The following is a 21,594-nucleotide window of genomic DNA, read 5'->3' as shown; positions in this document are numbered from 1 at the left end:
CGCTGTGGACCAGGCGCCGTTCAGGGGCCGAGCGGCTCCGCCCGGCCGACGACGGCGCCGGCGCGGTCGATGCAGATGACGTCCACCGCGACCGGTGAGCCGCGCAGCACCCCGAGGGCCGTCGCCCGGGCCGCCTCGGCGACCAGGTCCCCCAGCGGCACCCCGGCCGCCCGGCACAACTGCACCGCCTCCAGGCCGGTGTTGGCCGCCGCCACCGCCGCGGCCAGGTCCTCGTCCGCCCCGCCCTGCCGGGCCAGTTCGGCCAGGTAGCCCTTGTCCACCTGGGAGCGCGCCGAGTGCAGGTCGAGGTGCCCGTGGGCGAGCTTGGACAGCTTGGCGAAGCCGCCCGCGATGGTCAGCCGCGGCACCGGGTGGCGCTTGAGGTACTTGAGGACGGCCCCGGCGAAGTCGCCCATGTCCAGCAGGGCGTCCTCGGGCAGTCCGTGCACCGCGACCGCGACCTTCTCCGAGGTCGAACCGGTGCAGCCCGCCACGTGGGTGCGCCCGGCCGCCCGGGCCACGTCCACGCCGCGACGGATCGAGTCGATCCAGGCCGAGCAGGAGTAGGGGACGACGATCCCGGTGGTGCCGAGGATGGACAGCCCGCCGAGGATGCCGAGCCGGGGATTCCAGGTCGAGCGGGCGATCTCCTCGCCGTGGTCGACGGAGATCTCCACCACCACGTCCCCGCCACCGCCGTGCGCCGCCGCCACCTCGGCCACCGCCTCGCGGATCATCTGCCGGGGCACCGGGTTGATCGCGGGCTCACCGACCGCCAGCGGCAGGCCGGCCTTGGTGACGGTGCCGACCCCGGGGCCGGCCCGGAACACCACGCCGGCGCCCGGCTCGCCGAACCTTACGGTCGCGCGGATCAGGGCGCCGTGGGTCACGTCGGGGTCGTCGCCGGCGTCCTTGACCACTCCGGCCGTGGCGGCAACCGTCCGCTGGGGGGCCACGGTCGGGCGGTCGGCGGAGGTCGGGCCGGCGTCGGACGGGTCGACGGCGGAGGTCGGGCCGGCGTCGGCGGGCCGCTCGGCGGGGAGGACAAGCTCCTCGACCGCGAGGGCGAAGGCCGGCTGCTGGCCCTTGGGGAGGGTGATGGTCACCGGGTCCGGGAACTCGCCGGTGAGCAGCGCCGTGTACGCGGCCTTGGTGGCGGCGGTGGCGCAGGCACCCGTCGTCCAGCCGTGCCGCAGACCGCTGCTCCTCAGCTGGCCGGCTCGGCCTCCCGCCTCGGCTCCCGCTGCGGCCACCTGCGCCTCGCTTCCGTGTTCCGTTCACGCCCGCCCCGACCACCTCGGTCGCACCCGCCGATTCTCCCCCATCCGAACCACCACACGGAGCCCGGGGCCGGGGCGTCCGGCCGAGGACGGCGCCCGGCCCGGGGCCGGAGCGGGGAGCCCCCGCCGTTCTCGAACTGTTCTTCGCACGGGTCTCGCTCCGTGCAACTACCAGCGAGTAATCTGTCGCTCCGTTATTTAGCGGGTTCATGACGTGGTCCGGCGACTGGGGCACCCGGCCGGGCCGCCAGTATGTGGGGGTTTCTGTGGCAGGCATGAGACGTCGTACGTTCCTGACCGGCACCTCGGTGGCCGCCGCCTGGTCGGCCCTGTCGCTGGGCGGCGCCCAGCTCGCCACGGCCGCGGGCCGGGACCGGGCGCTGGCGACCACGGCCGCGCGGGCCGTCAACGTCACCGGAACCACCCTGGAGCAGGTGGCCACCCCGACCGGGGCCGGCTCCTACAAGCGACTGGCGGCCGGACCGGGTTGGCCGCTGGTGGTGCGCGGGGAGCTCGCGGCCCCCGGCGGCGGGCGGGACGACCGCCGCACCGGGCTGGCCAGCTTCGTCCAGTTCAGCGACCTGCACCTGGTGGACACCGAGTCCCCGGTGCGCTTCGAGTTCCTGGCCAAGTTCAACGACAGCGCCTACCGGCCGCAGGAGGCCCTGAACGCCCGTGGCGTCTCGGCCCTGGTCGAGCGGGTCAACTCGCTGGCCGGCGGCCCCTACACCGGAATGCCGTTCAGCCTGGTGATGGCCACCGGTGACAACACCGACAACCACGAGTTGGCCGAGCTGGACTGGTACCTCACGGTCATGGGCGGCGGGCGGATGGCCCAGAACACCGGCGACCCGACCCGCTACGAGGGCGTGCAGAACTCCGGCAACTCGGCCTTCTGGAACCCCGAACTCTCCTACGCCGACGTCTACAAGGCGAAGGGCTTCCCGCAGGTGCCCGGCTTCCTGTCCGCCGCCGGCCGGCCCTTCGACGCGCCGGGCCTCAAGACCCCCTGGTACACCACCGTCGGCAACCACGACGACAGCATCGAGGGCTCGCTGCCCGACTTCGGGCTGCTGAACGACCTCTACACGGGCGGGCTCAAGCTCGAGGGCTGCGACGACGCGACCGCCGCCCAGCTGATGGACTCGCTGCGGCGCGACCCGGCGGGCGCCGTCCTGCTGCTCGGCAAGCTGCTCGCGAACGGCGAGGCGGTGCGCCGCATCACCCCGGACGAGCGCCGCCACCCGTTCACCCTCAAGCAGTTCGCCAAGGCCCACCTCGACCCGGCCGTCACCGGCGCCGGACCGTACGGGCACGGCTTCACCTCGGACATGGTGAGCAGCGGCAAGCTCTACTACACCTTCCGGATCTCGGAGAAGGTCCTCGGCATCAGCCTGGACACCACCAACCAGGCCGGATTCGCCGACGGTTCGCTCGGCACCGCTCAACTGCGCTGGCTGGAGCAGCAGTTGAAGAACCACAGCGGGCACTGGTACGACACCAACGGGAACCGGGTGAACGGTGGCAGCACCGACGACGTGATCCTGGTGTTCAGCCACCACACCAGCGGCTCGATGGGCAACCTGCTGCCCGACCCGCGCAACATCTTCGAGAAGCGGCACGACGGCAACGAGTTGGTCGCCCTGCTGCAGCGCTACCCGAACGTGGTCGCCTGGGTGAACGGGCACACCCACATGAACAAGATCACCGCGCACGGCCACGCGGTGCCGGAGCGGGCGTTCTGGGAGATCAACACCGCCTCGCACATCGACTACCCGCAGCACGGGCGGATCATCGAGATCGCGGACAACGGCGACGGCACCCTGTCGCTGTTCACCACGCTGATCGAGTCCTCCGCGCCGTACGCGACGGACTTCGGCAGCACCTCGGACACCAACCTGGCCGCGCTGTACCGGGAGCTCTCGTACAACGACCCCAACGGCCGGGTCTCCGCGCTGCTGGGCGCCGGGGAGGACCACAACACCGAGCTGCTGATCACCAAGCCGACCCGGTGACGGCCGCGGCGGGAACAAGGCCGACGGCTCACGAGCAACGACAAACGCTGACGACCAACGGCTGACGACCAACGGCTGACGACTGACGGCTGACAGAAAACAGGGAACAGATAACAGCTGACAGATTTCATTATCTGTCAGCTGTTATCTGTCATCCGTTACACGTCCTCCGGGTACCGCCGGGGCGTCCAGACGACCTCGACCCCGCCACCCCGCTCGACCGCCCGGGTCTGCGAGGAGCCGATCAGCAGGATGGTCCGCATGTCGACCAGCGCCGGGTCCAGCTCGCCCAGCCGGACGATCCGGATCCGCTCGGTCGGCCCGCCGACGTCGCGGGCCATCACCACCGGGGTCTCCGGCGCGCGGTACTCCAGCAGCAGGTCCCGGGTCAGGCCGACCTGGGTGGTGCGGGACTTCGAGCCCGGGTTGTACAGCGCCAGCACCAGGTCCGCCTCGGCGGCGGCGCGCAGCCGCTTGGCCACCACGTCCCAGGGCTTGAGCCGGTCCGAGAGCGACACCACCGCGTAGTCGTGCCCGAGCGGGGCGCCCGCCCGGGAGGCGGCCGCGTGGGCGGCGGTCATCCCGGGGACGATCCGCACCGGTACGTCCCGGTAGTCCGCCTCGCAGGCGACCTCCAGCACGGCGGTGGCCATCGCGAACACCCCCGGGTCGCCCGAGGACACCACGCAGACCCGGTGCCCGCGCCGGGCGAGGTCCAGGGCGAACTCGGCGCGCTCCGACTCGACCTTGTTGTCCGAACCGTGCCGCCGCTGCCCCGGCCGCTCGGGCACCCGGTCCAGGTAGGTGGTGTAGCCGACCAGGTCGGTGGCCTCGGCCAGCGCACCGCGCGCCTCGGCGGTGAGCCAGAGCGGCCCGGCCGGCCCGGTGCCGACCACGGTCACGCTGCCGACGCCCTCCGCGAGCCGGACGACCGGCTCCAGCGGCGCGACCTTGCTCGGCAGCACCGCCACCGAGAAGTAGGGGACGCTCTCCCCCTCGACCTCGGCGAGCGGGGCGATCCGCTCCCCGTCCATGAAGGCGCGCTCCACGTACTGGGCGTCCTCCAGCCGGCCGGCCCGCTCCAGCGCCCGCCGGACGGCCGGGAAGGTGCGGCCCAGCTTCATGATCACCGCGGAGTCGGCGGCGGCGATCCGCGCCGTGAGCTCCTCCTCGGGCAGCGTGCCGGGGATGACGGTGAGGGTCTCCTCGGCCTCGGTCAGCGGCTGCCCGAGCCGGGCGGCGGCCGCGCTGACCGAGGTCACGCCGGGCACCACCTCGGTCGGGTAGCGGTGCGCGAGGCGCTTGTGCATGTGCTGGTAGGAGCCGTAGAACAGCGGGTCGCCCTCGGCGAGGACGACGACGTCGCGCCCGGCGTCCAGGTGGGCGGCCAGCCGGGCGGCGGCCTCCTCGTAGAACTCGTCCAACGCGCCCCGGTAGCCGCCGGGGTGGTCGGTGGTCTCCACGGTGAGCGGGTAGACCAGCTTCTCCTCGATCTGACCACCCGTCAGATAGCGCTCGGCGATCGAGCGCGCGATGGAGCGGCCGTGCCGGGCGCTGTGGTACGCCACCACGTCGGCCTTGCCGATGAGTTCGGCCGCGCGGACGGTCACCAGCGAGGGATCGCCCGGGCCGAGCCCGACGCCGTACAGTCGACCGGTGCCCTCGGGCCCGGCGGTGGCGATCTGACGGTCCGTCACTCTTCTTCGCTCGCAATCGCGTTGATGGCGGCTGCGGCGATCGCGCTGCCGCCGCGTCGGCCGCGCACCACCAAGTGCTCCAGGCCGGAGTGGTGTTCGGCCAGCGCCTGCTTGGACTCGGCGGCGCCGATGAAGCCGACCGGCACGCCGATCACCGCGGCCGGGCGCGGTGCGCCGGCCTCGATCATCTCCAGCAGCCGGAACAGCGAGGTCGGCGCATTGCCCACGGCGACCACCGCGCCCTCCAGCCGGGGCAGCCACAGCTCCATGGCCGCCGCGCTGCGGGTGTTGCCCATGGCGCGGGCCAGTTCGGGCACCGAGGGGTCGGTGAGGGTGCAGATCACCTCGTTGTCGGCGGGCAGCCGCTTACGGGTCACCCCGCTCGCCACCATGTTGACGTCGCACAGGATCGGCGCACCGGCGTGCAGCGCCGCGCGCGCCGAGGCGACCACGCCGGGCGAGTACACCAGGTCCTCGACCAGGTCGGTCATCCCGCAGGCGTGGATCATCCGCACCGCGACCTGGGAGACGTCCGCCGGGAGGGCGGCCAGATCGGCCTCCGCACGGATGGTGGCAAAGGACTGGCGGTAGATGGACGCGCCGTCCTTCTCGTACTCGATCACTTCGTGGTCCTCCTGGCCTCGGCGACCGCCTCGGCCATCTCCTCGTTCGTCACGTCCACCGGAACGCCCGCGGGGGTGCCCGCGGTCGTGGCCGGCCCGTTCACCGTCACCCGGTAGCCGTGCCCCGTGGCGAGCACGTCCACCCACTGCCCGGCCGGGTGGCCGCAGCGCCGCTCGCAGCCCGACCAGTGGACGGGCAGTGCGCCGCCCCCGGCCTCCGACGCTCCGGCCTCCGACGCCGCGCGCTCCAACGCCCGGGCCGCGTCGGCCCGTACGTCGGCCAGCGACTTGGCGCAGCCCGGCAACCCGGTGCAGGCGGTGGCCCGCTCCCAGGCCGAGCCGGGCTCGGTCCGCAACCCCGCGGCCGCCAGTGCGGGCAGCCGGTCGGCGGGTGCGCCGGGCAGCACTGCGCCCCGCCAGGGGGTCAGCCGCAGTTCGCCGGTCGAGGCGGCGACCAGCGCCCGCCACTGGCCGGCGTCGGCCCGCCCGAAGCGCATGCCGACCGAGAGCCCGCCGGGCAGCGCACCGACCGCGGGCAACACACCGACCGCGGGCAACACACCGACCGGGACGGCGGCGGCCCCGGCGAACGCGGGCAGCGGCACCGTGCCGGGCGGCAGCAGTTCGGGCACCTCGCGCAGGTGCCAGGCCTTGCGGCCGCCGCTGCGCAGCGCGTCCAGGAAGGCACGGGCCGCGTCCAGCACGGCCGTCACCTCCCGCCCGGCCTCGACCGGCCGCCCGTGGGAGGCCCGCCCGAGCCGCAGCAGCGCCGGGCCGTCCGGGGCTGCGATCAATGTCACATCGGCGTCGAGCGCGGCGACGTCGCCCCGCCCGTCGTCCAGCGCGAACAAGAACTTGCCGGAGAGCCCGGCCGCCCAGTCGCTCGCGCACAGCCGCGCGTCCAGCTCCCGCACCCAGGCCTGCACATCGGCGTTCCCGGCCGCGTCCAGCCCGGCCAGCGGCGAGGCGACGATGTTGCGCACCCGCTCGTGGGTGTCCGAGGGCAGCAGTCCGACGGCGCGCAGCCGGTCGGCGAGTTCGGCCCCGCAGTCCGCGGCCAGGCCGCGGAGTTGGACGTTGCCGCGCGAGGTGGTCTCCAACTCCCCGTCGCCCAGGGCCTCCGCGGCCTCGACCAGGGCCAGCGCCTGACGGTCCGTCAGCAGTCCGCCGGGCAGTCGGACCCGGGCGAGGCCGCCGTCGTCGGCGGTGTGCAGGCGAAGGGCCCCGGGGCAGGCGTCGGCGCGCCCCCGGTCGGGCACGGCGGCGCCCGGCGCGGTGGCGTCGGGTGTCGGTGGCATGGCGGCGAGCATACAGATGATCCGATCGCTTGCCTCCGTCCGCTGCGTCACACCGGCGGCTCACCGGGCGGCACGGCCGAAGCACACCGAACCGGCCGCCCGGCGCCGGTGAGCGCCGTGCGCCCGTCCGTGCGCCGGGCGGCGGACAGCCCGTGCCCCGGGCCCGGCGAAGCCGCCCCTCCCCCCAGGTCAGCCGCACCCCGTACGATGCTGGCGGGCGGTCCCCAGCGGGCCGCCCGACGCCAGCGACGGCGCAGGGGAGGAAACCGGTGCAAGCCCGGTGCGGTCCCGCCACTGTGACCGCGGTTCACCGGGAGACCGGTCGGCCGCGGGAGCCAGGAACTCCCGCCGTCCTCCACCGGCCCGGGGCGCGGACCCCGAGGAAGGCAGAAATGCACCAGCGCTGTCGCATGCCCGCGCCCGTTCCACCGGCCACCACCGCGGCCGACCCGGCCACCACCGAGGCCATCCTGGCCACCGAAGAGGCCGGGAGGGCCTTCGCATGATCCTGCTGCTGTCGACGTCCGACACCGACCTGCTCAGCGCCCGGGCCGCGACCGGACCGGTCCCGTACCGGCTCGGCAACCCGGCCCGGCTGACGCCCGAGGACCTGCCCGCACTGCTGGAGGGCACCGACCTGGTCGTGGTCCGCCTGCTCGGCGGTCGCCGCGCCTGGCAGGAGGGCCTGGACGCGCTGCTGGCCGGCCCCCGCCCGGTGGTCGTGCTGACCGGTGAACAGGCCCCCGACGCCCAGCTGATGGAGCTCTCCACCGTCCCGGCCGGCATCGCCGCCGAGGCGCACGCCTACCTGGCCCACGGCGGCGCGGCCAACCTGGCCGAGCTCGGCGCCTTCCTCTCCGACACCGTGCTGCTCACCGGCCACGGCTTCGCCCCGCCCGCCTCCGCCCCGGCCTGGGGCCCGCTGGAGCGCGAAGCCCGTACGGAGAACGGCCCGACCGTCGCGGTGCTCTACTACCGCGCCCACCACATGAGCGGCAACACCGCCTTCGTGGAGACCCTCTGCCGGGCGATCGAGGACCAGGGCGCCCGGGCGAGGGCCTACTACTGCGCCTCGCTGCGCGGCGCCGAGCCCGAGCTGCTGGCCGCGCTCGGCGAGGCCGACGCGATCGTCACCACCGTGCTCGCCGCCGGCGGCACCCGCCCGGCCGACGCCCAGGCCGGCGGGGACGAGGAGGCCTGGGACGCCGGAGCGCTGGCCGCCCTCGACCGCCCGATCCTCCAGGCGCTCTGCCTCACCTGGTCGCGCGCCCAGTGGGAGGCCAGCGACGACGGCCTGTCCCCGCTGGACACCGCCACCCAGATCGCCGTGCCCGAGTTCGACGGCCGGCTGATCAGCGTCCCGTTCTCCTTCAAGGAGCTGGACGAGGACGGCCTGACGGTCTACGCCGCCGACCCGGAGCGTGCCGCCCGCGTCGCCGGCACCGCCGTCAAGCACGCCCGGCTGCGGCACGTCCCGGCCGCCGAGCGCCGCCTCGCGCTGGTGCTGTCCGCCTACCCGACCAAGCACTCCCGGGTCGGCAACGCCGTCGGCCTGGACACCCCGGCCAGCGCGATGCGCCTGCTGGAGCGGCTGCGCGCGGACGGCATGGACCTCGGCTCCGCCCTGCCCGGCTTCAACGCCCCCACCGACGGCGGCGAGGAGGACGGCCACGAGGGCGACGCCCTGATCCACGCCCTGATCGCGGCCGGCGGCTACGACCAGGACTGGCTCACCGAGGACCAGCTGGCCCGCAACCCCGTCCGCATCCCGGCCGCCGACTACCGCCGCTGGTACGCCACCCTCCCCGGCGCCCTGCGCGAGCAGGTCGAGCAGCACTGGGGCCCGGCCCCCGGCGAGCTGTACGTGGACCGCTCGCAGAACCCGGACGGCGACATCGTGCTCGCCGCGATCCGCTCCGGGAACCTGCTGGTGCTCATCCAGCCGCCGCGCGGCTTCGGCGAGAACCCGGTCGCGATCTACCACGACCCGGACCTCCCGCCGAGCCACCACTACCTGGCCGCCTACCGCTGGATCGAGGCCGCCCAGGAGGACGGCGGCTTCGGCGCCCACGCCGTCATCCACCTCGGCAAGCACGGCAACCTGGAGTGGCTGCCCGGCAAGACCGCCGCGCTGTCCGCCGAATGCGGCCCGGACGCCGTCCTCGGCGACCTCCCGCTGATCTACCCCTTCCTGGTCAACGACCCGGGCGAGGGCACCCAGGCCAAGCGCCGCGCCCACGCCACCCTGGTCGACCACCTCGTCCCGCCGATGGCCCGCGCCGACTCCTACGGCGACATCGCGCGGCTGGAGCAGCTGCTCGACGAGCACTCCAACATCGCCGCGATGGACCCGGCCAAGCTGCCCGCGATCCGCGCCCAGATCTGGACCCTGATCCAGGCCGCCAAGCTGGACCACGACCTCGGCCTGGACGAGCGCCCCGAGGACGACGGCTTCGACGACTTCCTGCTGCACGTCGACGGCTGGCTGTGCGAGATCAAGGACGCCCAGATCCGCGACGGCCTGCACGTCCTCGGCCAGGCCCCGGCCGGCACCGACCGGGTCAACATCGTGCTCGCCATCCTGCGCGCCCGGCAGATCTGGGGCGGCGTCAGCGCGCTGCCCGGCCTGCGCGAGGCGCTCGGCCTGGACGAGGCGGCCCTCACCCTCGGCGCCACCGACGCGGCCGAGGCACAGGCCCGCGCCCTGGTCGAGGCGATGGAGGCCGAGGACTGGGCACCCGAGGCGGTGGAGAAGGTCGCCGCAGAACTGCCGGAGGCCGTCCGCGCGGCCGTCGGCGAGGTGCTGACCTTCGCCGCCACCCAGGTGGTGCCGCGCCTGTCCGCCACCACCGACGAACTGGACGCCGTGCTGCACGCGCTCCACGGCGGCTTCGTCCCGGCCGGCCCCTCCGGCTCGCCGCTGCGCGGCCTGGTCAACGTGCTGCCGACCGGCCGCAACTTCTACTCCGTCGACCCGAAGGCCGTCCCCAGCAAGCTCGCCTGGGAGACCGGCCAGGCGCTCGCCGCCTCGCTGGTCGAGCGGTACACCGCCGACAACGACGGCGCCTACCCGCCCTCGGTCGGGCTCTCGCTCTGGGGCACCAGCGCGATGCGCACCGCCGGCGACGACATCGCCGAGGCCTTCGCCCTGCTCGGCGTCCGCCCGGTCTGGGACGACGCCTCGCGCCGGGTCACCGGCCTGGAGCCGATCTCGCTCGCCGAACTCGGCCGCCCGCGCATCGACGTCACGCTGCGCATCTCCGGCTTCTTCCGGGACGCCTTCCCGCACGTGGTCGCCCTGCTGGACGACGCGGTGCGCCTGGCCGCCGCCCAGGAGGAGCCGGCGGCCGACAACTTCGTCCGCGCCCACGTCCAGGCCGACCTCGCCGTGCACGGCGACGAGCGCAAGGCCACCGTCCGCGTCTTCGGCTCCCGCCCGGGCACCTACGGCGCGGGCCTGCTCCAGCTCATCGACAGCCGCGACTGGCGCACCGACGCCGACCTCGCCGAGGTCTACACCGTCTGGGGCGGCTACGCGTACGGCCGCGGCCTGGACGGGCGCCCGGCGCGCGAGGAGATGGAGACCGCGTACAAGCGGATCACCGTCGCCGCGAAGAACACCGACACCCGCGAGCACGACATCGCCGACTCGGACGACTACTTCCAGTACCACGGCGGCATGGTGGCCACCGTGCGCGCCCTCACCGGCAAGGCCCCGACCGCCTACATCGGCGACTCGACCCGCCCGGAGACGGTCCGCACCCGCACCCTGACCGAGGAGGCCGCCCGCGTCTTCCGCGCCCGGGTGGTCAACCCGCGCTGGATCGAGGCGATGCGGCGCCACGGCTACAAGGGCGCCTTCGAGATGGCCGCGACGGTCGACTACCTGTTCGGCTACGACGCCACCACGGGCGTGGTCGCGGACTGGATGTACGAGAAGCTCACCCAGGAGTACGTCCTCGACCCGGTCAACCGCGAGTTCCTGGCGGGCGCCAACCCGTGGGCGCTGCACGGCATCAGCGAGCGCCTGCTGGAGGCGGCGAGCCGCGGGCTGTGGGAGCAGCCGGACCCGCAGCTGATCGAGCAGCTGCAGGCCGCGTTCCTGGAGACCGAGGGCGACCTGGAGGGCGACGAGGGCTGACGCCCTCCGACCGTACGGCGACGACAATACGGCGACGACAGTACGGCGGCCGGCCGCGCTCCCTCGGGTGGGAGGGCGGCCGGCCGTCGTCTCGGGGGGCGTGACGGGCCGCAGTTGGGTACGGGATTGGTCCGCTTGTTCCAATGACCTGCACCGCTCCGAGGACCGGCGTCAACTACGCGTACCGCCATCTGGCACCAGCCGTCACCCGAGCGGACAATACGGGGCATGTCGCGCCGCACCGGCACCGCCGGCCCAGTCCCGAGCACGGCCCCGACGGACGCCCGGGAGCCGCACGCACCGCACCGCTACCGGGCGCGGCTCGCCGCGCTGGCGGCCGGAGCCGTACCGGTGGTCGCGTTCCCGGCGCCCGGGCAGGCCTGGCTCGCCTGGGTCGCGCTCGTCCCCGGGCTGCTGCTCGCTAAGCGGGCACCGTCGGGGCGGGAGGCGGCGGTGCGCGCGTGGTGGTTCGGGGCGGGGTTCATCCTCACCGCGATGTACTGGCTGGTCCCCTCCGTCGGACCGGCGCTGCCCGTACTCGCCGTGCTGTTCGGGGCCCTGCAGGCGCCGGTCGGGTACACGGTGCACCGCCTGCTGGGCCCGCCGGTCACCACCCGCCGGGCCCTGCTCGCCCTGCTGGTCGTCCCCGCGGTCTGGGTGGGCACCGAGTACGCGCGGTCCTGGCACGCGCTCGGCGGACCGTGGGCCCTGCTCGGCGCCACCCAGTGGCAGCATCCGGCCGTCCTCGGGCTGGCCGCGGCGGGCGGGATCTGGCTGGTCAGCGCCGCGGTGGCGGCCGTCAACACCGGAGTGCTGATCATCCTGACGGCGGTGCCCGCGCGGCCCCGGGCGGTCGCGGCCCTGGCCACCGTCCTGGTGCTGGCCGCCGGACCACTGCTGTTCGCGCTGCGCCCGGCGCCGGTCGGGGCCGGGGCGGTCACCGTGGCGCTCGTCCAGCCCGGCGTCGTCGAGGACCCGCAGGCCCGCTTCGACGCGAGCGTCCGGACCACCGCCGACCTGGTCGGACAGCCGGTCGACCTGGTGGTGTGGGGCGAGAGCAGCACCACCGCCGACCTCGACCGCGACCCGGCCGCCCTGGACGCGCTGCGCCGGCTCGCCGTCACCACCGGCGCCGAGGTGATGGCCGGGGAGGACGCCCGCAAGGCGGACGGGCGGATCTCCAAGGACGCGGTGCTGGTCTCCCCCGCCGGGGTGGTCGACCGCTACCGGAAGATCCGGCTGGTGCCCTTCGGCGAGTACATTCCGCTGCGGCCCGTCCTCGGCTGGATCGCCGGGGTCAGCCGGGCCGCGGGCGAGAACCGGGCCCCCGGCAGCGCCTTCCACGTGCTGCCCGCCACCGACCGCTCGGGGCGGCCGCTGCCGGTCGGCGCGCTGATCTGCTTCGAGTCGGCCTTCCCGGACATGGCGCGCACCGCCGCCCGGGACGGCGCCCGGGTGCTGGTGTACCAGTCCTCCACCTCGACCTTCCAGCACACCTGGGCACCCGAACAGCACGTCTCACTGGCCGCGATCCGGGCCGCCGAGACCGGGCGCCCGGCCGTCCAGGCCTCGCTGACCGGCGTCTCGGCCGCCTTCGACGCCCAGGGCCGGCAGCTCGCCCGGCTCGGCACCGACGGCACCGGCGCGCTGACCGTACGGCTGCCGCTCACCGAACCGGGCACGCTGACCTGGTACGACCGGATCGGCGACGTGGTGCCGCTGGGCGCGCTGCTGGTCACGGCGGGCGCGGGAGCGGCCGACCTGCGCTCGCGCTCGGCCCGTCGGCGCGCGGGCGGACCGGTCGCTCAGGCCTCCCCGCCGTCGGTGTAGACGCCGAACGGGGCGCCCTGGGCGTCGCGCAGGACGGCGATCCGCCGCCCCGGCATGGAGTAGGCGGGCATCAGCACGTCCGCGCCCATGGCGACCGCCCGGCCAACGGTGTTGTCCACGTCGGCGACCGAGAAGTACGGCAGCCAGTGCGGCGCCACCTGCGGCGGGAAGCCGTCGTCCATCACCACCATGCCGCCGAAGTCCTGACCGTCCAGGCCCCACTGGGTGTAGTGCTCGGACTGCGCGACGGACCAGCCGAAGACCGCCGGGTAGAAGGCCCGTGCCCCGGCCGCGTCCCGGGTCGCCAGTTCCACCCAGCCCAGCGAGCCCGGTTCGTTGAACACCCCGGCGCCCGCGAAGGCCCGGGCCTGCCAGAGGATGAGGACGGCGCCGGACGGATCGGCGACCACCGAGAAGCGGCCCAGGTCCGACACGTCGGTGGGCTCCTTGCGGACCTTGCCGCCGGCCGCCTCGGCCCTCGCCGCGGTGGCGTCGGCGTCCGCGACCGCGATGGCGACCGTCCAGGCCGTCGGCTGCTGCGGGGCGTAGCGCGGGGTGACGGCGGCGGCCGCGGCCTCGCCGAGGAACATCTGGGTGTAGCCGCCGTCCTCGGGGCGGACACCGCTCTCGGGGCGCCAGCCGAACAGTTCGGCGTAGAAGTCCCGGGCGGCGGCCGGGTCGTCGGTACCCAGCTCGACCCAGCAGGGGGCATTGGTGGTGACGGAGGTCTGCTTCATGGCTCTCGGCTCTTGACTCTCGGTTGGTGACACTCGGGGGCACTCGGCTCTCGGGTCTCGGCTCTCGGCTCTCGGCTCTCAGGGACTCGCGGGCCGCACTGCGGCACCCGTCCCTGATGGTTCGTCAAAGCTGTTCTTTCTCAAGAGACTTCGAGGACCACCTTGCCGCGCGCATGCCCGGACTCGACCTCGGCGAGCGCCTCGCCGGCACGGCCGAGCGGGTAGCGGCCGGTGACCTGGGGGTCGAGGTCGCCGGCGGCGACCAGGGCGGCGAGGGCGGCCAGGGTCTCGGAGCTGGTCGAGCGGGTGACGTACGCGCCGCCGAGCTCGGCGGCGGTGGCCGGGTCGGCGGTGCTGACCAGCTCGGTCCGGTCGGCCCGGAGACCGGCCACCGCGCGCAGGGCGTCACCGCCAACCAGGTCGAGGATGCCGTCGATGCCGTCGGGGGCGGCCTCGGCGATCCGCTCGGCGACGCCGTCGCCGTAGCGGATCTGCGTCGCACCGAGGGACTCCACGTACGACCGGTTGGCGTCGCTCGCGGTGCCGAGCACGATCTGGCCCTGGCTGCGGGCGAGCTGGGCGGCGGCACTGCCGACACCGCCGGCGATCCCGAGGATCAGCAGCGTACGCCCTGCGCCGAGGGCGAGTTGGCGCAGTGCGTCGTCGGCGGTGGCGACCGAGACGCTGAGCGTGGCGGCCAGGTCGAAGCCGATGCCCTCGGGCTTGACGGCGCTCAACTCGGCGCGCAGCAGGGTCTGTTCGGCGAAGGCACCGGCGGCGACGAGGCCGAACACCTCGTCGCCCGGGGTGAAGCCGGTGACCCCGGGGCCGATCCGCTGTACCACTCCGGAGGCCTCCTGGCCCATGACGGCGGGGAGTTGGCGCTCGCGGCCGAGGAAGCCCCGGCGGATCTTCCAGTCCACCGGGTTCACCCCGGCGGCCCGGACGGTGATCGCCAGTTGCCCCGGGCCGGGGTCGAGCACCGGGCGGTCGAGGAACTCCTGCATCTCCGGTCCGCCGTAATCGATGAAGCCGAACGCCTTGGCCATCGGTGATCCCACTCCTCGGATAGCGCCCTGCGGCACCTGCTCCCCCGCCCCAGCATGCGGGGCGCGGCGGGACTGGGCGGGCGCTGGTGGGCCGAACGGGGGCGGGCGAACAAAAGACAGCTGACGGATAACAGATTTCGAAATCTGTTATCCGTCAGCTGTTATCTGTTTTCTGTCATCTGTTAGCTGTTAGCCGTTAGCTGTCACCCGCCAGCGTCAGCCGTCAGCTCGCACGGCCCGCGACACCGGGAGCCAGAGCTCCGCCTCCGCGTCGCCCGTCCCCGAGACGAAGCTGGTCCGGAGGATCTCCGGGCCCGGCCGGGTCTCGTACGGGTTGGAGGGGAACCACTGGCTGTAGGTCTCCCCCCACATCTCCTGGAGGGCCTGCGGGTACGGCCCACGGTTGGTGAACACCGCCCAGGTCCCGGCCGGGACGTGCAGGACGTCCAGGTCGTCCGGGACGACGGCGTCCTCGCGCGCCACCACCGCATGCCAGTAGTCGAGTTCGGACCCCTCCTCGCGGTTGGGCGAGAAGTCGTCCGTCACCGACACGATGCCGAGCGGGTCCTTCGCCGTCAGCGCGGTGATCCGCTCGACGGTCTCCGTGCCCAGTCCCCGGATGAACTCGGCGATGTGCGGGTTGACCCCCAGGTAGATCAGGGGAACCCGGGCCTTCTTCCCGATGATCCGGAACTCCGGCTTCTCCACGATCCGGTACTCCATGCTGCTGCTTCCCTCCACGATGAGTCGGAAGGACATCCGGGGCTGGGAGATGAGCGCCGCACCCTCGCGCCGGGCCTCGCCGGGCCCGACCCCGTGCATCGCCCGGAACGCCCGGGCGAACGCCTCCCCCGAGGTGTAGCCGTAGCTGACCGCGATGTCGAGCAGCGTCCGTCCGCCGTCGAGGACCTCGGCCCCGGCGACGGTCAGCCGCCGGCGCCGTACGTAGTCCGACAGCGGCATCCCGGCGAGCGTCGAGAACAGCCGCCGGAAGTGGTACTCCGACGTCATCGCGATCCGCGCCAGTTCGGCCACGTCGATCTCCTGGTCCAGGCGCCGTTCGATGTGATCCATCGCCCGGTTCAGATGCTCCAGCACCGCCACCCCGTCCTTCCCTTGCTGATCACCACCGTAGGAAGGACCCACCTTGCCGTACCCGACGATCGGTGCCCGCTCCGGTCGGGTACCGATCGCCGGACGACCGGCCGGGGCCGGCCGTGACCACGGCTCAGCGCAGTGCTCGGCACAGGGCTGGGCGCACGGCTCGGCGCAGGGCTCAGACCAGGCCCTGGGCCAGCATCGCGTCCGCGACCAGTTCGAAGCCCGCGATGTTCGCGCCCACCACGTAGTCGCCCGGGTGTCCGTAGCGCTCGGCGGTGGTGTGGCAGGAGTCGTGGATGTGCTTCATGATCCCGGCGAGCCGCTGCTCGGTGCGCTCGAAGGTCCAGGAGTCGCGGGAGGCGTTCTGCTGCATCTCCAGTGCGCTGGTCGCCACGCCGCCCGCGTTGGCCGCCTTGCCCGGCCCGAAGGCCACCCCGGCCTCCTGGAGGACCCGCACCGCCTCGGGCGTGGTGGGCATGTTGGCGCCCTCGGCGACGGCCAGCACCCCGTTGCGGACCAGGGCGAGCGCGTCGGCCTCGGTCAGCTCGTTCTGGGTGGCGCAGGGCAGCGCCACGTCGCCGGGCACGCTCCACACGCCCGGGCCCTCGACGAACCGCACGTGGCTGCCGCGCAGTTCGGCGTACTCGGAGATCCGGCCGCGCCGGACCTCCTTGACCTCCTTGAGCAGGTCGAGGTCGATGCCCTTCTCGTCCACCACGTAGCCGGAGGAGTCGGAGCAGGTCAGCACCGTCGCGCCGAGCTGCTGGGCCTTCTCGATCGCGTACACGGCCACGTTGCCGGAGCCGGAGACGAGCACCCGGCGCCCGTCCAGGCCGTCGCCGCGGCTGGCCAGCATCTCGGCGGTGAACAGGACGCAGCCGTAGCCGGTGGCCTCGGTGCGGACCTGCGCGCCGCCCCAGCCGAGGCCCTTGCCGGTCAGCACGCCGGCCTCGTAGCGGTTGGTGATCCGCTTGTACTGGCCGAACAGGTAGCCGATCTCCCGGCCGCCGACGCCGATGTCACCGGCCGGCACGTCGGTGTGCTCGCCGAGGTGGCGGTGCAGCTCGGTCATGAAGGACTGGCAGAACCGCATGATCTCGGCGTCCGACCGGCCCTTGGGGTCGAAGTCGGAGCCGCCCTTGCCGCCGCCGATCGCCAGCCCGGTGAGCGCGTTCTTGAAGATCTGCTCGAAGCCGAGGAACTTGACGATCCCGAGGTTCACCGAGGGGTGGAACCGCAGACCGCCCTTGTAGGGGCCGAGGGCGCTGCTGAACTCGACCCGGAAGCCGCGGTTGACGTGGATGTCGCCGGAGTCGTCCGTCCACGGCACCCGGAACATCAGCTGGCGCTCGGGTTCGCAGATCCGCTCGATGATCCGGGCGTCGCGGAGCTCGGGGCGGTGGGCGAGCACCGGGGCGAGGGTCTCCAGCACCTCGTGGACGGCCTGGTGGAACTCGGTCTCGCCCTTGTTGCGGCGGACCACGTCCGCGTAGAGCGACTCGATCGCGCGCTGCTCGGCGTCGAAGCGGGGCCGGTCGGCGGCGGAGACGGAGGAGGGAGTGGTGGCGCGGCTCGTGGGCATCTGATCAGGACCTTCCGTGGTCGTCGGTGGTCGTGCGCGGAGCGTTCCCGTGCCCAGGAAACGGGACGAAGTGTCGCAGTGTCCACGCCTCGGGTCCCGTCCCTTCCACATGCTGGACCGCCGTACGGGAACAGCGGGGGCGGGTGGGGTGTTGTTCGCCTCCGCAGTCACCGTGGTCACCGGCGGTAAGCAGTTGTTCAAATTGGAACAACCGAGTACGGTCGACATCCGACCCGACCGGACCCGTCCGGATCCGGAGCGGTTCACCCCGGTCCACCCCCGATCGTCGGAGGCCCAACCATGCCTCAGCCCGGCTCCGCCACGGTGCGCTCTCACGTGCGCATCCCGCTGACCTTCCCGGACGGCTACCGCGCCGACGCGGAGGTCTCCACCTTCCACGGCCTCGCCGACGGCGCCGAACACCTCGCGCTCGCCCTCGGCACCGTCCCGGACGGCGGAACCCCGCTGGTACGGCTGCACTCCGAGTGCCTGACCGGCGACGTCTTTGGTTCGGACCGCTGCGACTGCGGCCCGCAGCTGCGCGAATCGGTGGAGCGGATCAGCGAGGCCGGCGGCTACCTGCTCTACCTCCGCCAGGAGGGCCGGGGCATCGGCCTCTACAACAAGCTGGACGCCTACGCCCTCCAGGACTCCGGCCTGGACACCTACGACGCCAACACCGCGCTGGGCCTGCCCGAGGACGGCCGGGACTACACGGCGGCCGCCCAGATGCTCACCGCGCTCGGCGTCGACGGCGTCGACCTGCTGAGCAACAACCCGGACAAGGCCGCCCAGTTGGCCGGGCTCGGGATCACCGTCCACCGTCGGGTGCCGACCGGCGTCCACCTGTCCGCGAGCAACGTCCGCTACCTGACCGCGAAGGTGGAGCGGACCGGGCACTCGATCGAGCTCTCTCGACTGGTCGGCTGACCCCCGCGATCGGCGCGAGCCGGCCGGTGCGGGCCAGTCGGTACAGGCCACAGTCGGCGCGGGCCGGGGCCGGACGGCGCGCCGTCAGCCGACGCCGCCCCGCTCCCGCCCACGGACCGCCCGCAGCACCCCGTACGCCGCCAGCGGCAGCGCCACCAGCAGCGCGGCCCAGAAGGCGCCGTGCCCCCACCAGCCCGCGACCGCGCCGAACAACCCCTCGAACACCGGGATCCGCAGTGCCTCCACCGGCCCCAGCGCGCCGGGCCAGGCGCCCAGGAACAGGGTGCCGAGGATCCAACCGACCAGCAGCACCCGGGCGGTGACCAGCGTCCCCAGGGTGCTCAGCAACGACACCACGGCCAGCAGGACGACGAACCCCGCCTGGTAGGCCGCACCGGTCTGCCCCGTCCCCCAGGACTCCGGCGTGCGGTGCGGCCCGGTGGCCGCGAGCCGCACCTCGACCGCGGCCCACAGCAGCAGGACCAGCACCCCGGTAGCGGTGAGCGCGAACCGCAGCCGGTCCCGGGTGCCGGCCGGGCCCGCCCGCCACGCCCCGGCAGCCTCCGCCCCCGCACCAGTACCGGAGCCCGCGCCAGTACCCGAGCCCGAGCCCGAGCCCGAGCCCACACCCGCCCCCGTACCCGAGCCCGCACCCGTACCGGAGCCCGCAACCCGGGCGGCCCGGGCGGCCCGCCGGTCGAGGTCCCGCCAGGCCTCCCGCACCTGCCGCCGGGCCCGCTGGGCGGGCCTCAGCAGCCGGTTGGCCCCCCGCTCGATCAGCACCACGGCTACCACGACCGCCACCACCGCCGCGATCCCGGCCCAACTCCCCATCCCGCCCTCGAACATGACCACCCGGTCGGCCACCGGCTGCGGCGCCTCCACGGCCGTCATCGGCGGTCCGAGCCGCAGGTAGCCGATCGTGAGCGCGCCCACCCCGGCCAGCAGCGCCGTACCGAGGCCGACCGCGGCCGGGAAGAAGGCGAGCACGGCGGCCGCCACGAAGGCCGCCCCCAGCTTCCCGACCACCTGCTCGGCCGCCCGCCGCCCGGCGAGGTGCAGCGGCCCGCCGAACAGGTCCGGCGAGAGGTCGAGCCCGTGCCCGGCCTCGACCGGGTAGCGCAGCACCGCTCCCGCCCACAGCAGCAGCCCGAGGCCCACCACCAGCAGGGCCACCGCCGCGACCCGGCGCGGCAGCATGGTGCGGGCGTACGGCCACCAGAGCCGCAGCCGGGCCGCCCGGTCCACCGGCGGCCGGCGGCGCCGCGCCGCCCACAGCCGGGCCACCCGCCCGGGCCGCGCAGCACCCTCCCGCAGCACCCCCGGTTCCGCCTCGGGGCGCTCCGCCCGGCCCCGGCCGCGCCGCCGCACCGCCTCCGCGGCGACCAGCGCCGCCCGCCCCGCGACCTGGTCCGGGTCGGCGCCCACCGCCCGCCGCCGCAGCGCCGACCAGCGCCGCCGCACCACGTCCCGCGGGGTGGCCGCCGCCGGGTCGGGGGCCGGCCGCCGGGCCGCCGAGCGCACCGCCGTACGGGCCCCGGCGCCGACCGTCAGCACCCCGTCCACCACCGCCGACGCGACCAGCGCGGCCAGCTCCGACACCCGTACCGGCAGCGGCAACCGGTGCAGCGCGGCAGGCAGTGGGGAGAGCCGGCCGAGCAGCCGGTGGCGCTCCTCCGGGCGGATGCTCAGCCAGACCGCCAGCCGGTGCGCCTCCTCCCGCTCCTCCGGGCTCAGGCCACCGTCACCGCGCCGCCCGCCGCCGACCGTCCGGGCCGTACGCTCCACCTCGGCGAGCACCTCCGGGAGCGCGGCGAGGGCGAGCAGCCTGGAGCAGTGCTCACCGGAGCACTCGGGGTGGAAGCAGTGGTAGCGCGCGGCGACGGCCGGGGCACCGCCGCGGACCAGTTCGTCGATGAACGCGGCGCCGTCCGACTCGGTGGCGACGCGTTCCAGCCCGGCCGGGTCGACCGGCCGGTCACGGTAATGCGGGACGGCCCCCGGCGCGAAGGCCGCGCCGAGGGCGAGCACCGCGACGCCCGCCACCGCCTCGCGCCGGGAGCCGGGGGCGCGGACCACGTCGGTGAGGTAGTGGAGGTCGAACACGGAGTCCTTGACCTCGTCGCGCAGCCAGTCGCGCAGCCGCTCCGCCCCGACCGCCGCGAGCCAGCGCGCCGCCGCGCCGGAGTTGCGCAGCAGCACCTCGGTGAGCCGCACCGGGTCGGTGAACGGGTCGCCCAGGAAGGTGATCGGACGCAGGGCCTGCGGGCGGCGCCGGATCACCGCCGGGCTGCCGCCGGCCAGCCAGCTGCGGACCTCCGGAGCCGTCCAGCGGTCCTCCGGCTTCTTGGTGAACAGGCCCTGGAGCAGGAGCAGTTGACGCCGGTCGGTGACGGCGGAGAGGTCCACCTCCTCGCCCATGACGAGTTCCAGCTCCAGGTCGTGGTCGGCCGCCCGCTCGCCGTCCGCCGCGACGAACCGGGGCCGGCCGACGAACAGTTCGTACAGCACGTTGCCGAGCCCCCACCAGGGCCCGGCCTCGTGGTTCTTGCCGGCCAGTTGCTCCGGGGCCATGTAGGCGACGGTGACCATCATCGTGGAGGTGAACCGGCGGCTGTCGGTGAGCCGGTCGACACCGCCGAAGTCGGCGATCACGAACTCCCCGGGGCCACGGCCGGGGCGCACCAGGATGTTGGCCGGCTTGAAGTCCAGCGGGTTGCGCTGGATCCGCCGCTGCCAGAACTCCAGCAGCGAGACCAGCTCGTAGACGATCTGCTCGATGGTCCGCGGGTCGGCGTGGGCGCCGCTGCGGCGCAGCGCGGCGACGTGCGCGGAGAGGGTGACGGGCAGGTACTCCATCGCCACCCAGTCGACCGGCACGCCGTGGTGGCGGACCCGCCCGTAGTCGATCAGGTGCGGGACGTGCCGGCGGAAGCCGTCGTTGCGCAGGTGGGCGAGCAGGTCGTGGTCCATCCGCTGGCCGCCGACGGCCACCTTGACCGCGGCGTCGGCGCCGCCGTCGGCGCGCCGGACGTACCAGACGGTGCCCTCCGCGCCGGCGCCCGCCCTGCCCAGCGGGGTGAAGCGGTCGAGCAGGGCGGCGGGGAAGTCGTCCTCGAAGGGGCCGCCGTGGGTGCCGAGACCGCCGCCGGGCGCGGGTCCGCCCGCGGGCGCATGTCCGCCGCCCGGCGTGGGCCCCGGGCCGATGTTGTCCTGCCAGGACGGGCCGTCGGCCGCGGAGCGCGGTCGGCGCACCTCGGTGGCGGCCTCGGGGTCGTGGCGGGGCCCGGGCATCCGCCGGGTGGCGGCCT

General features: G+C 74.4%; 13 protein-coding genes and 1 riboswitch. Of the genes, 4 read left to right on the top strand and 9 right to left on the bottom strand.

Annotated elements, in window-relative coordinates:
- Window positions 1-20 precede the first annotated feature (20 nt).
- The gene (locus ACZ4W5_RS01800; protein WP_465652068.1) at window positions 21-1,253 is read right to left on the bottom strand and encodes a cobalt-precorrin-5B (C(1))-methyltransferase; all 1,233 of its coding nucleotides are present in this window, start codon (window positions 1,251-1,253) and stop codon (window positions 21-23) included.
- A gap of 302 nt (window positions 1,254-1,555) precedes the next feature.
- Here ACZ4W5_RS01800 and ACZ4W5_RS01795 point away from each other — a divergent pair, with 302 nt between their 5' ends.
- Window positions 1,556-3,295 (top strand): TIGR03767 family metallophosphoesterase, encoded by a 1,740-nt coding sequence (locus tag ACZ4W5_RS01795; RefSeq protein ID WP_465652067.1) that lies wholly within the window; start codon window positions 1,556-1,558, stop codon window positions 3,293-3,295.
- Between the two features lie 158 nt (window positions 3,296-3,453).
- On the opposite strand, the gene ACZ4W5_RS01790 is transcribed toward ACZ4W5_RS01795, so the two are convergent.
- Genes ACZ4W5_RS01790 through ACZ4W5_RS01780 form a run of 3 tightly spaced genes read right to left on the bottom strand, consistent with a single transcriptional unit; the run spans window position 3,454 to window position 6,913 of the window.
- Complete coding sequence (locus ACZ4W5_RS01790; protein WP_360238850.1) at window positions 3,454-4,992, bottom strand: precorrin-2 C(20)-methyltransferase; 1,539 nt, start codon at window positions 4,990-4,992, stop codon at window positions 3,454-3,456.
- Window positions 4,989-5,615 carry a precorrin-8X methylmutase gene (locus ACZ4W5_RS01785; protein WP_360238852.1) on the bottom strand — a complete coding sequence of 209 codons (627 nt, stop codon included), beginning with the start codon at window positions 5,613-5,615 and terminating at the stop codon, window positions 4,989-4,991. The genes ACZ4W5_RS01790 and ACZ4W5_RS01785 overlap by 4 nt, the downstream gene beginning before the upstream one ends.
- Window positions 5,612-6,913 carry a hypothetical protein gene (locus ACZ4W5_RS01780; protein ID WP_465652065.1) on the bottom strand — a complete coding sequence of 434 codons (1,302 nt, stop codon included), beginning with the start codon at window positions 6,911-6,913 and terminating at the stop codon, window positions 5,612-5,614. Before ACZ4W5_RS01780 ends, ACZ4W5_RS01785 begins: the two co-directional genes overlap by 4 nt.
- A gap of 259 nt (window positions 6,914-7,172) precedes the next feature.
- A riboswitch (cobalamin riboswitch) is annotated at window positions 7,173-7,258 on the top strand.
- A gap of 157 nt (window positions 7,259-7,415) precedes the next feature.
- Between ACZ4W5_RS01780 and cobN the strand changes: the two genes are divergently transcribed.
- Window positions 7,416-11,054, top strand: a complete 3,639-nt coding sequence (gene cobN / locus ACZ4W5_RS01775; RefSeq protein ID WP_465652064.1) for a cobaltochelatase subunit CobN — start codon at window positions 7,416-7,418, stop codon at window positions 11,052-11,054.
- Window positions 11,055-11,282: 228 nt separating this feature from the next.
- A complete protein-coding gene (gene lnt, locus ACZ4W5_RS01770; protein ID WP_465652063.1) occupies window positions 11,283-12,884 on the top strand; it encodes an apolipoprotein N-acyltransferase in 1,602 nt (533 codons plus the stop codon).
- Here lnt and ACZ4W5_RS01765 read toward each other — a convergent pair.
- The 4 genes from ACZ4W5_RS01765 to gdhA all read right to left on the bottom strand — a co-directional run bounded on the left by ACZ4W5_RS01765 (window position 12,860) and on the right by gdhA (window position 17,353).
- Window positions 12,860-13,621: a VOC family protein gene (locus ACZ4W5_RS01765; RefSeq protein WP_360229525.1), complete on the bottom strand. Its 762-nt coding sequence runs from the start codon at window positions 13,619-13,621 to the stop codon at window positions 12,860-12,862. The two genes, lnt and ACZ4W5_RS01765, sit on opposite strands and share 25 nt — an antisense overlap.
- Before the next feature lie 140 nt (window positions 13,622-13,761).
- Window positions 13,762-14,670 (bottom strand): NADP-dependent oxidoreductase, encoded by a 909-nt coding sequence (locus ACZ4W5_RS01760; protein WP_465652062.1) that lies wholly within the window; start codon window positions 14,668-14,670, stop codon window positions 13,762-13,764.
- 216 nt (window positions 14,671-14,886) lie between these two features.
- Window positions 14,887-15,768: an AraC family transcriptional regulator gene (locus tag ACZ4W5_RS01755; protein WP_465652060.1), complete on the bottom strand. Its 882-nt coding sequence runs from the start codon at window positions 15,766-15,768 to the stop codon at window positions 14,887-14,889.
- Window positions 15,769-15,946: 178 nt separating this feature from the next.
- The gene (gdhA, locus tag ACZ4W5_RS01750) at window positions 15,947-17,353 is read right to left on the bottom strand and encodes an NADP-specific glutamate dehydrogenase (protein ID WP_465652058.1); all 1,407 of its coding nucleotides are present in this window, start codon (window positions 17,351-17,353) and stop codon (window positions 15,947-15,949) included.
- A gap of 300 nt (window positions 17,354-17,653) precedes the next feature.
- On the opposite strand from gdhA, the gene ACZ4W5_RS01745 reads away from it, so the two are divergent.
- Window positions 17,654-18,283: a GTP cyclohydrolase II gene (locus ACZ4W5_RS01745; RefSeq protein WP_465652057.1), complete on the top strand. Its 630-nt coding sequence runs from the start codon at window positions 17,654-17,656 to the stop codon at window positions 18,281-18,283.
- Between the two features lie 84 nt (window positions 18,284-18,367).
- Here ACZ4W5_RS01745 and ACZ4W5_RS01740 read toward each other — a convergent pair whose 3' ends face one another.
- Window positions 18,368-21,577, bottom strand: a complete 3,210-nt coding sequence (locus ACZ4W5_RS01740; protein ID WP_465652055.1) for a protein kinase domain-containing protein — start codon at window positions 21,575-21,577, stop codon at window positions 18,368-18,370.
- Between the last annotated feature and the right edge of the window lie 17 nt (window positions 21,578-21,594).

This window comes from Kitasatospora sp. NPDC029367 (assembly GCF_055569135.1).
The sequence above is the reverse complement of the archived record's forward strand: the minus strand, read 5'-3'. Positions and strand labels throughout refer to the sequence as shown.

What these genes read in the sequence shown, in the direction of transcription:
- ACZ4W5_RS01795 (WP_465652067.1), top strand. Translation starts at nt 1,556, where the DNA reads ATGAGACGTCGTACGTTCCTGACCGGCACCTCGGTGGCCGCCGCCTGG.
- lnt (WP_465652063.1), top strand. Translation starts at nt 11,283, where the DNA reads ATGTCGCGCCGCACCGGCACCGCCGGCCCAGTCCCGAGCACGGCCCCG.
- ACZ4W5_RS01740 (WP_465652055.1), bottom strand. Translation starts at nt 21,577, where the DNA reads ATGCCCGGGCCCCGCCACGACCCCGAGGCCGCCACCGAGGTGCGCCGA.
- cobN (WP_465652064.1), top strand. Translation starts at nt 7,416, where the DNA reads ATGATCCTGCTGCTGTCGACGTCCGACACCGACCTGCTCAGCGCCCGG.
- ACZ4W5_RS01760 (WP_465652062.1), bottom strand. Translation starts at nt 14,670, where the DNA reads ATGGCCAAGGCGTTCGGCTTCATCGATTACGGCGGACCGGAGATGCAG.
- ACZ4W5_RS01765 (WP_360229525.1), bottom strand. Translation starts at nt 13,621, where the DNA reads ATGAAGCAGACCTCCGTCACCACCAATGCCCCCTGCTGGGTCGAGCTG.
- ACZ4W5_RS01780 (WP_465652065.1), bottom strand. Translation starts at nt 6,913, where the DNA reads ATGCCACCGACACCCGACGCCACCGCGCCGGGCGCCGCCGTGCCCGAC.
- gdhA (WP_465652058.1), bottom strand. Translation starts at nt 17,353, where the DNA reads ATGCCCACGAGCCGCGCCACCACTCCCTCCTCCGTCTCCGCCGCCGAC.
- ACZ4W5_RS01745 (WP_465652057.1), top strand. Translation starts at nt 17,654, where the DNA reads ATGCCTCAGCCCGGCTCCGCCACGGTGCGCTCTCACGTGCGCATCCCG.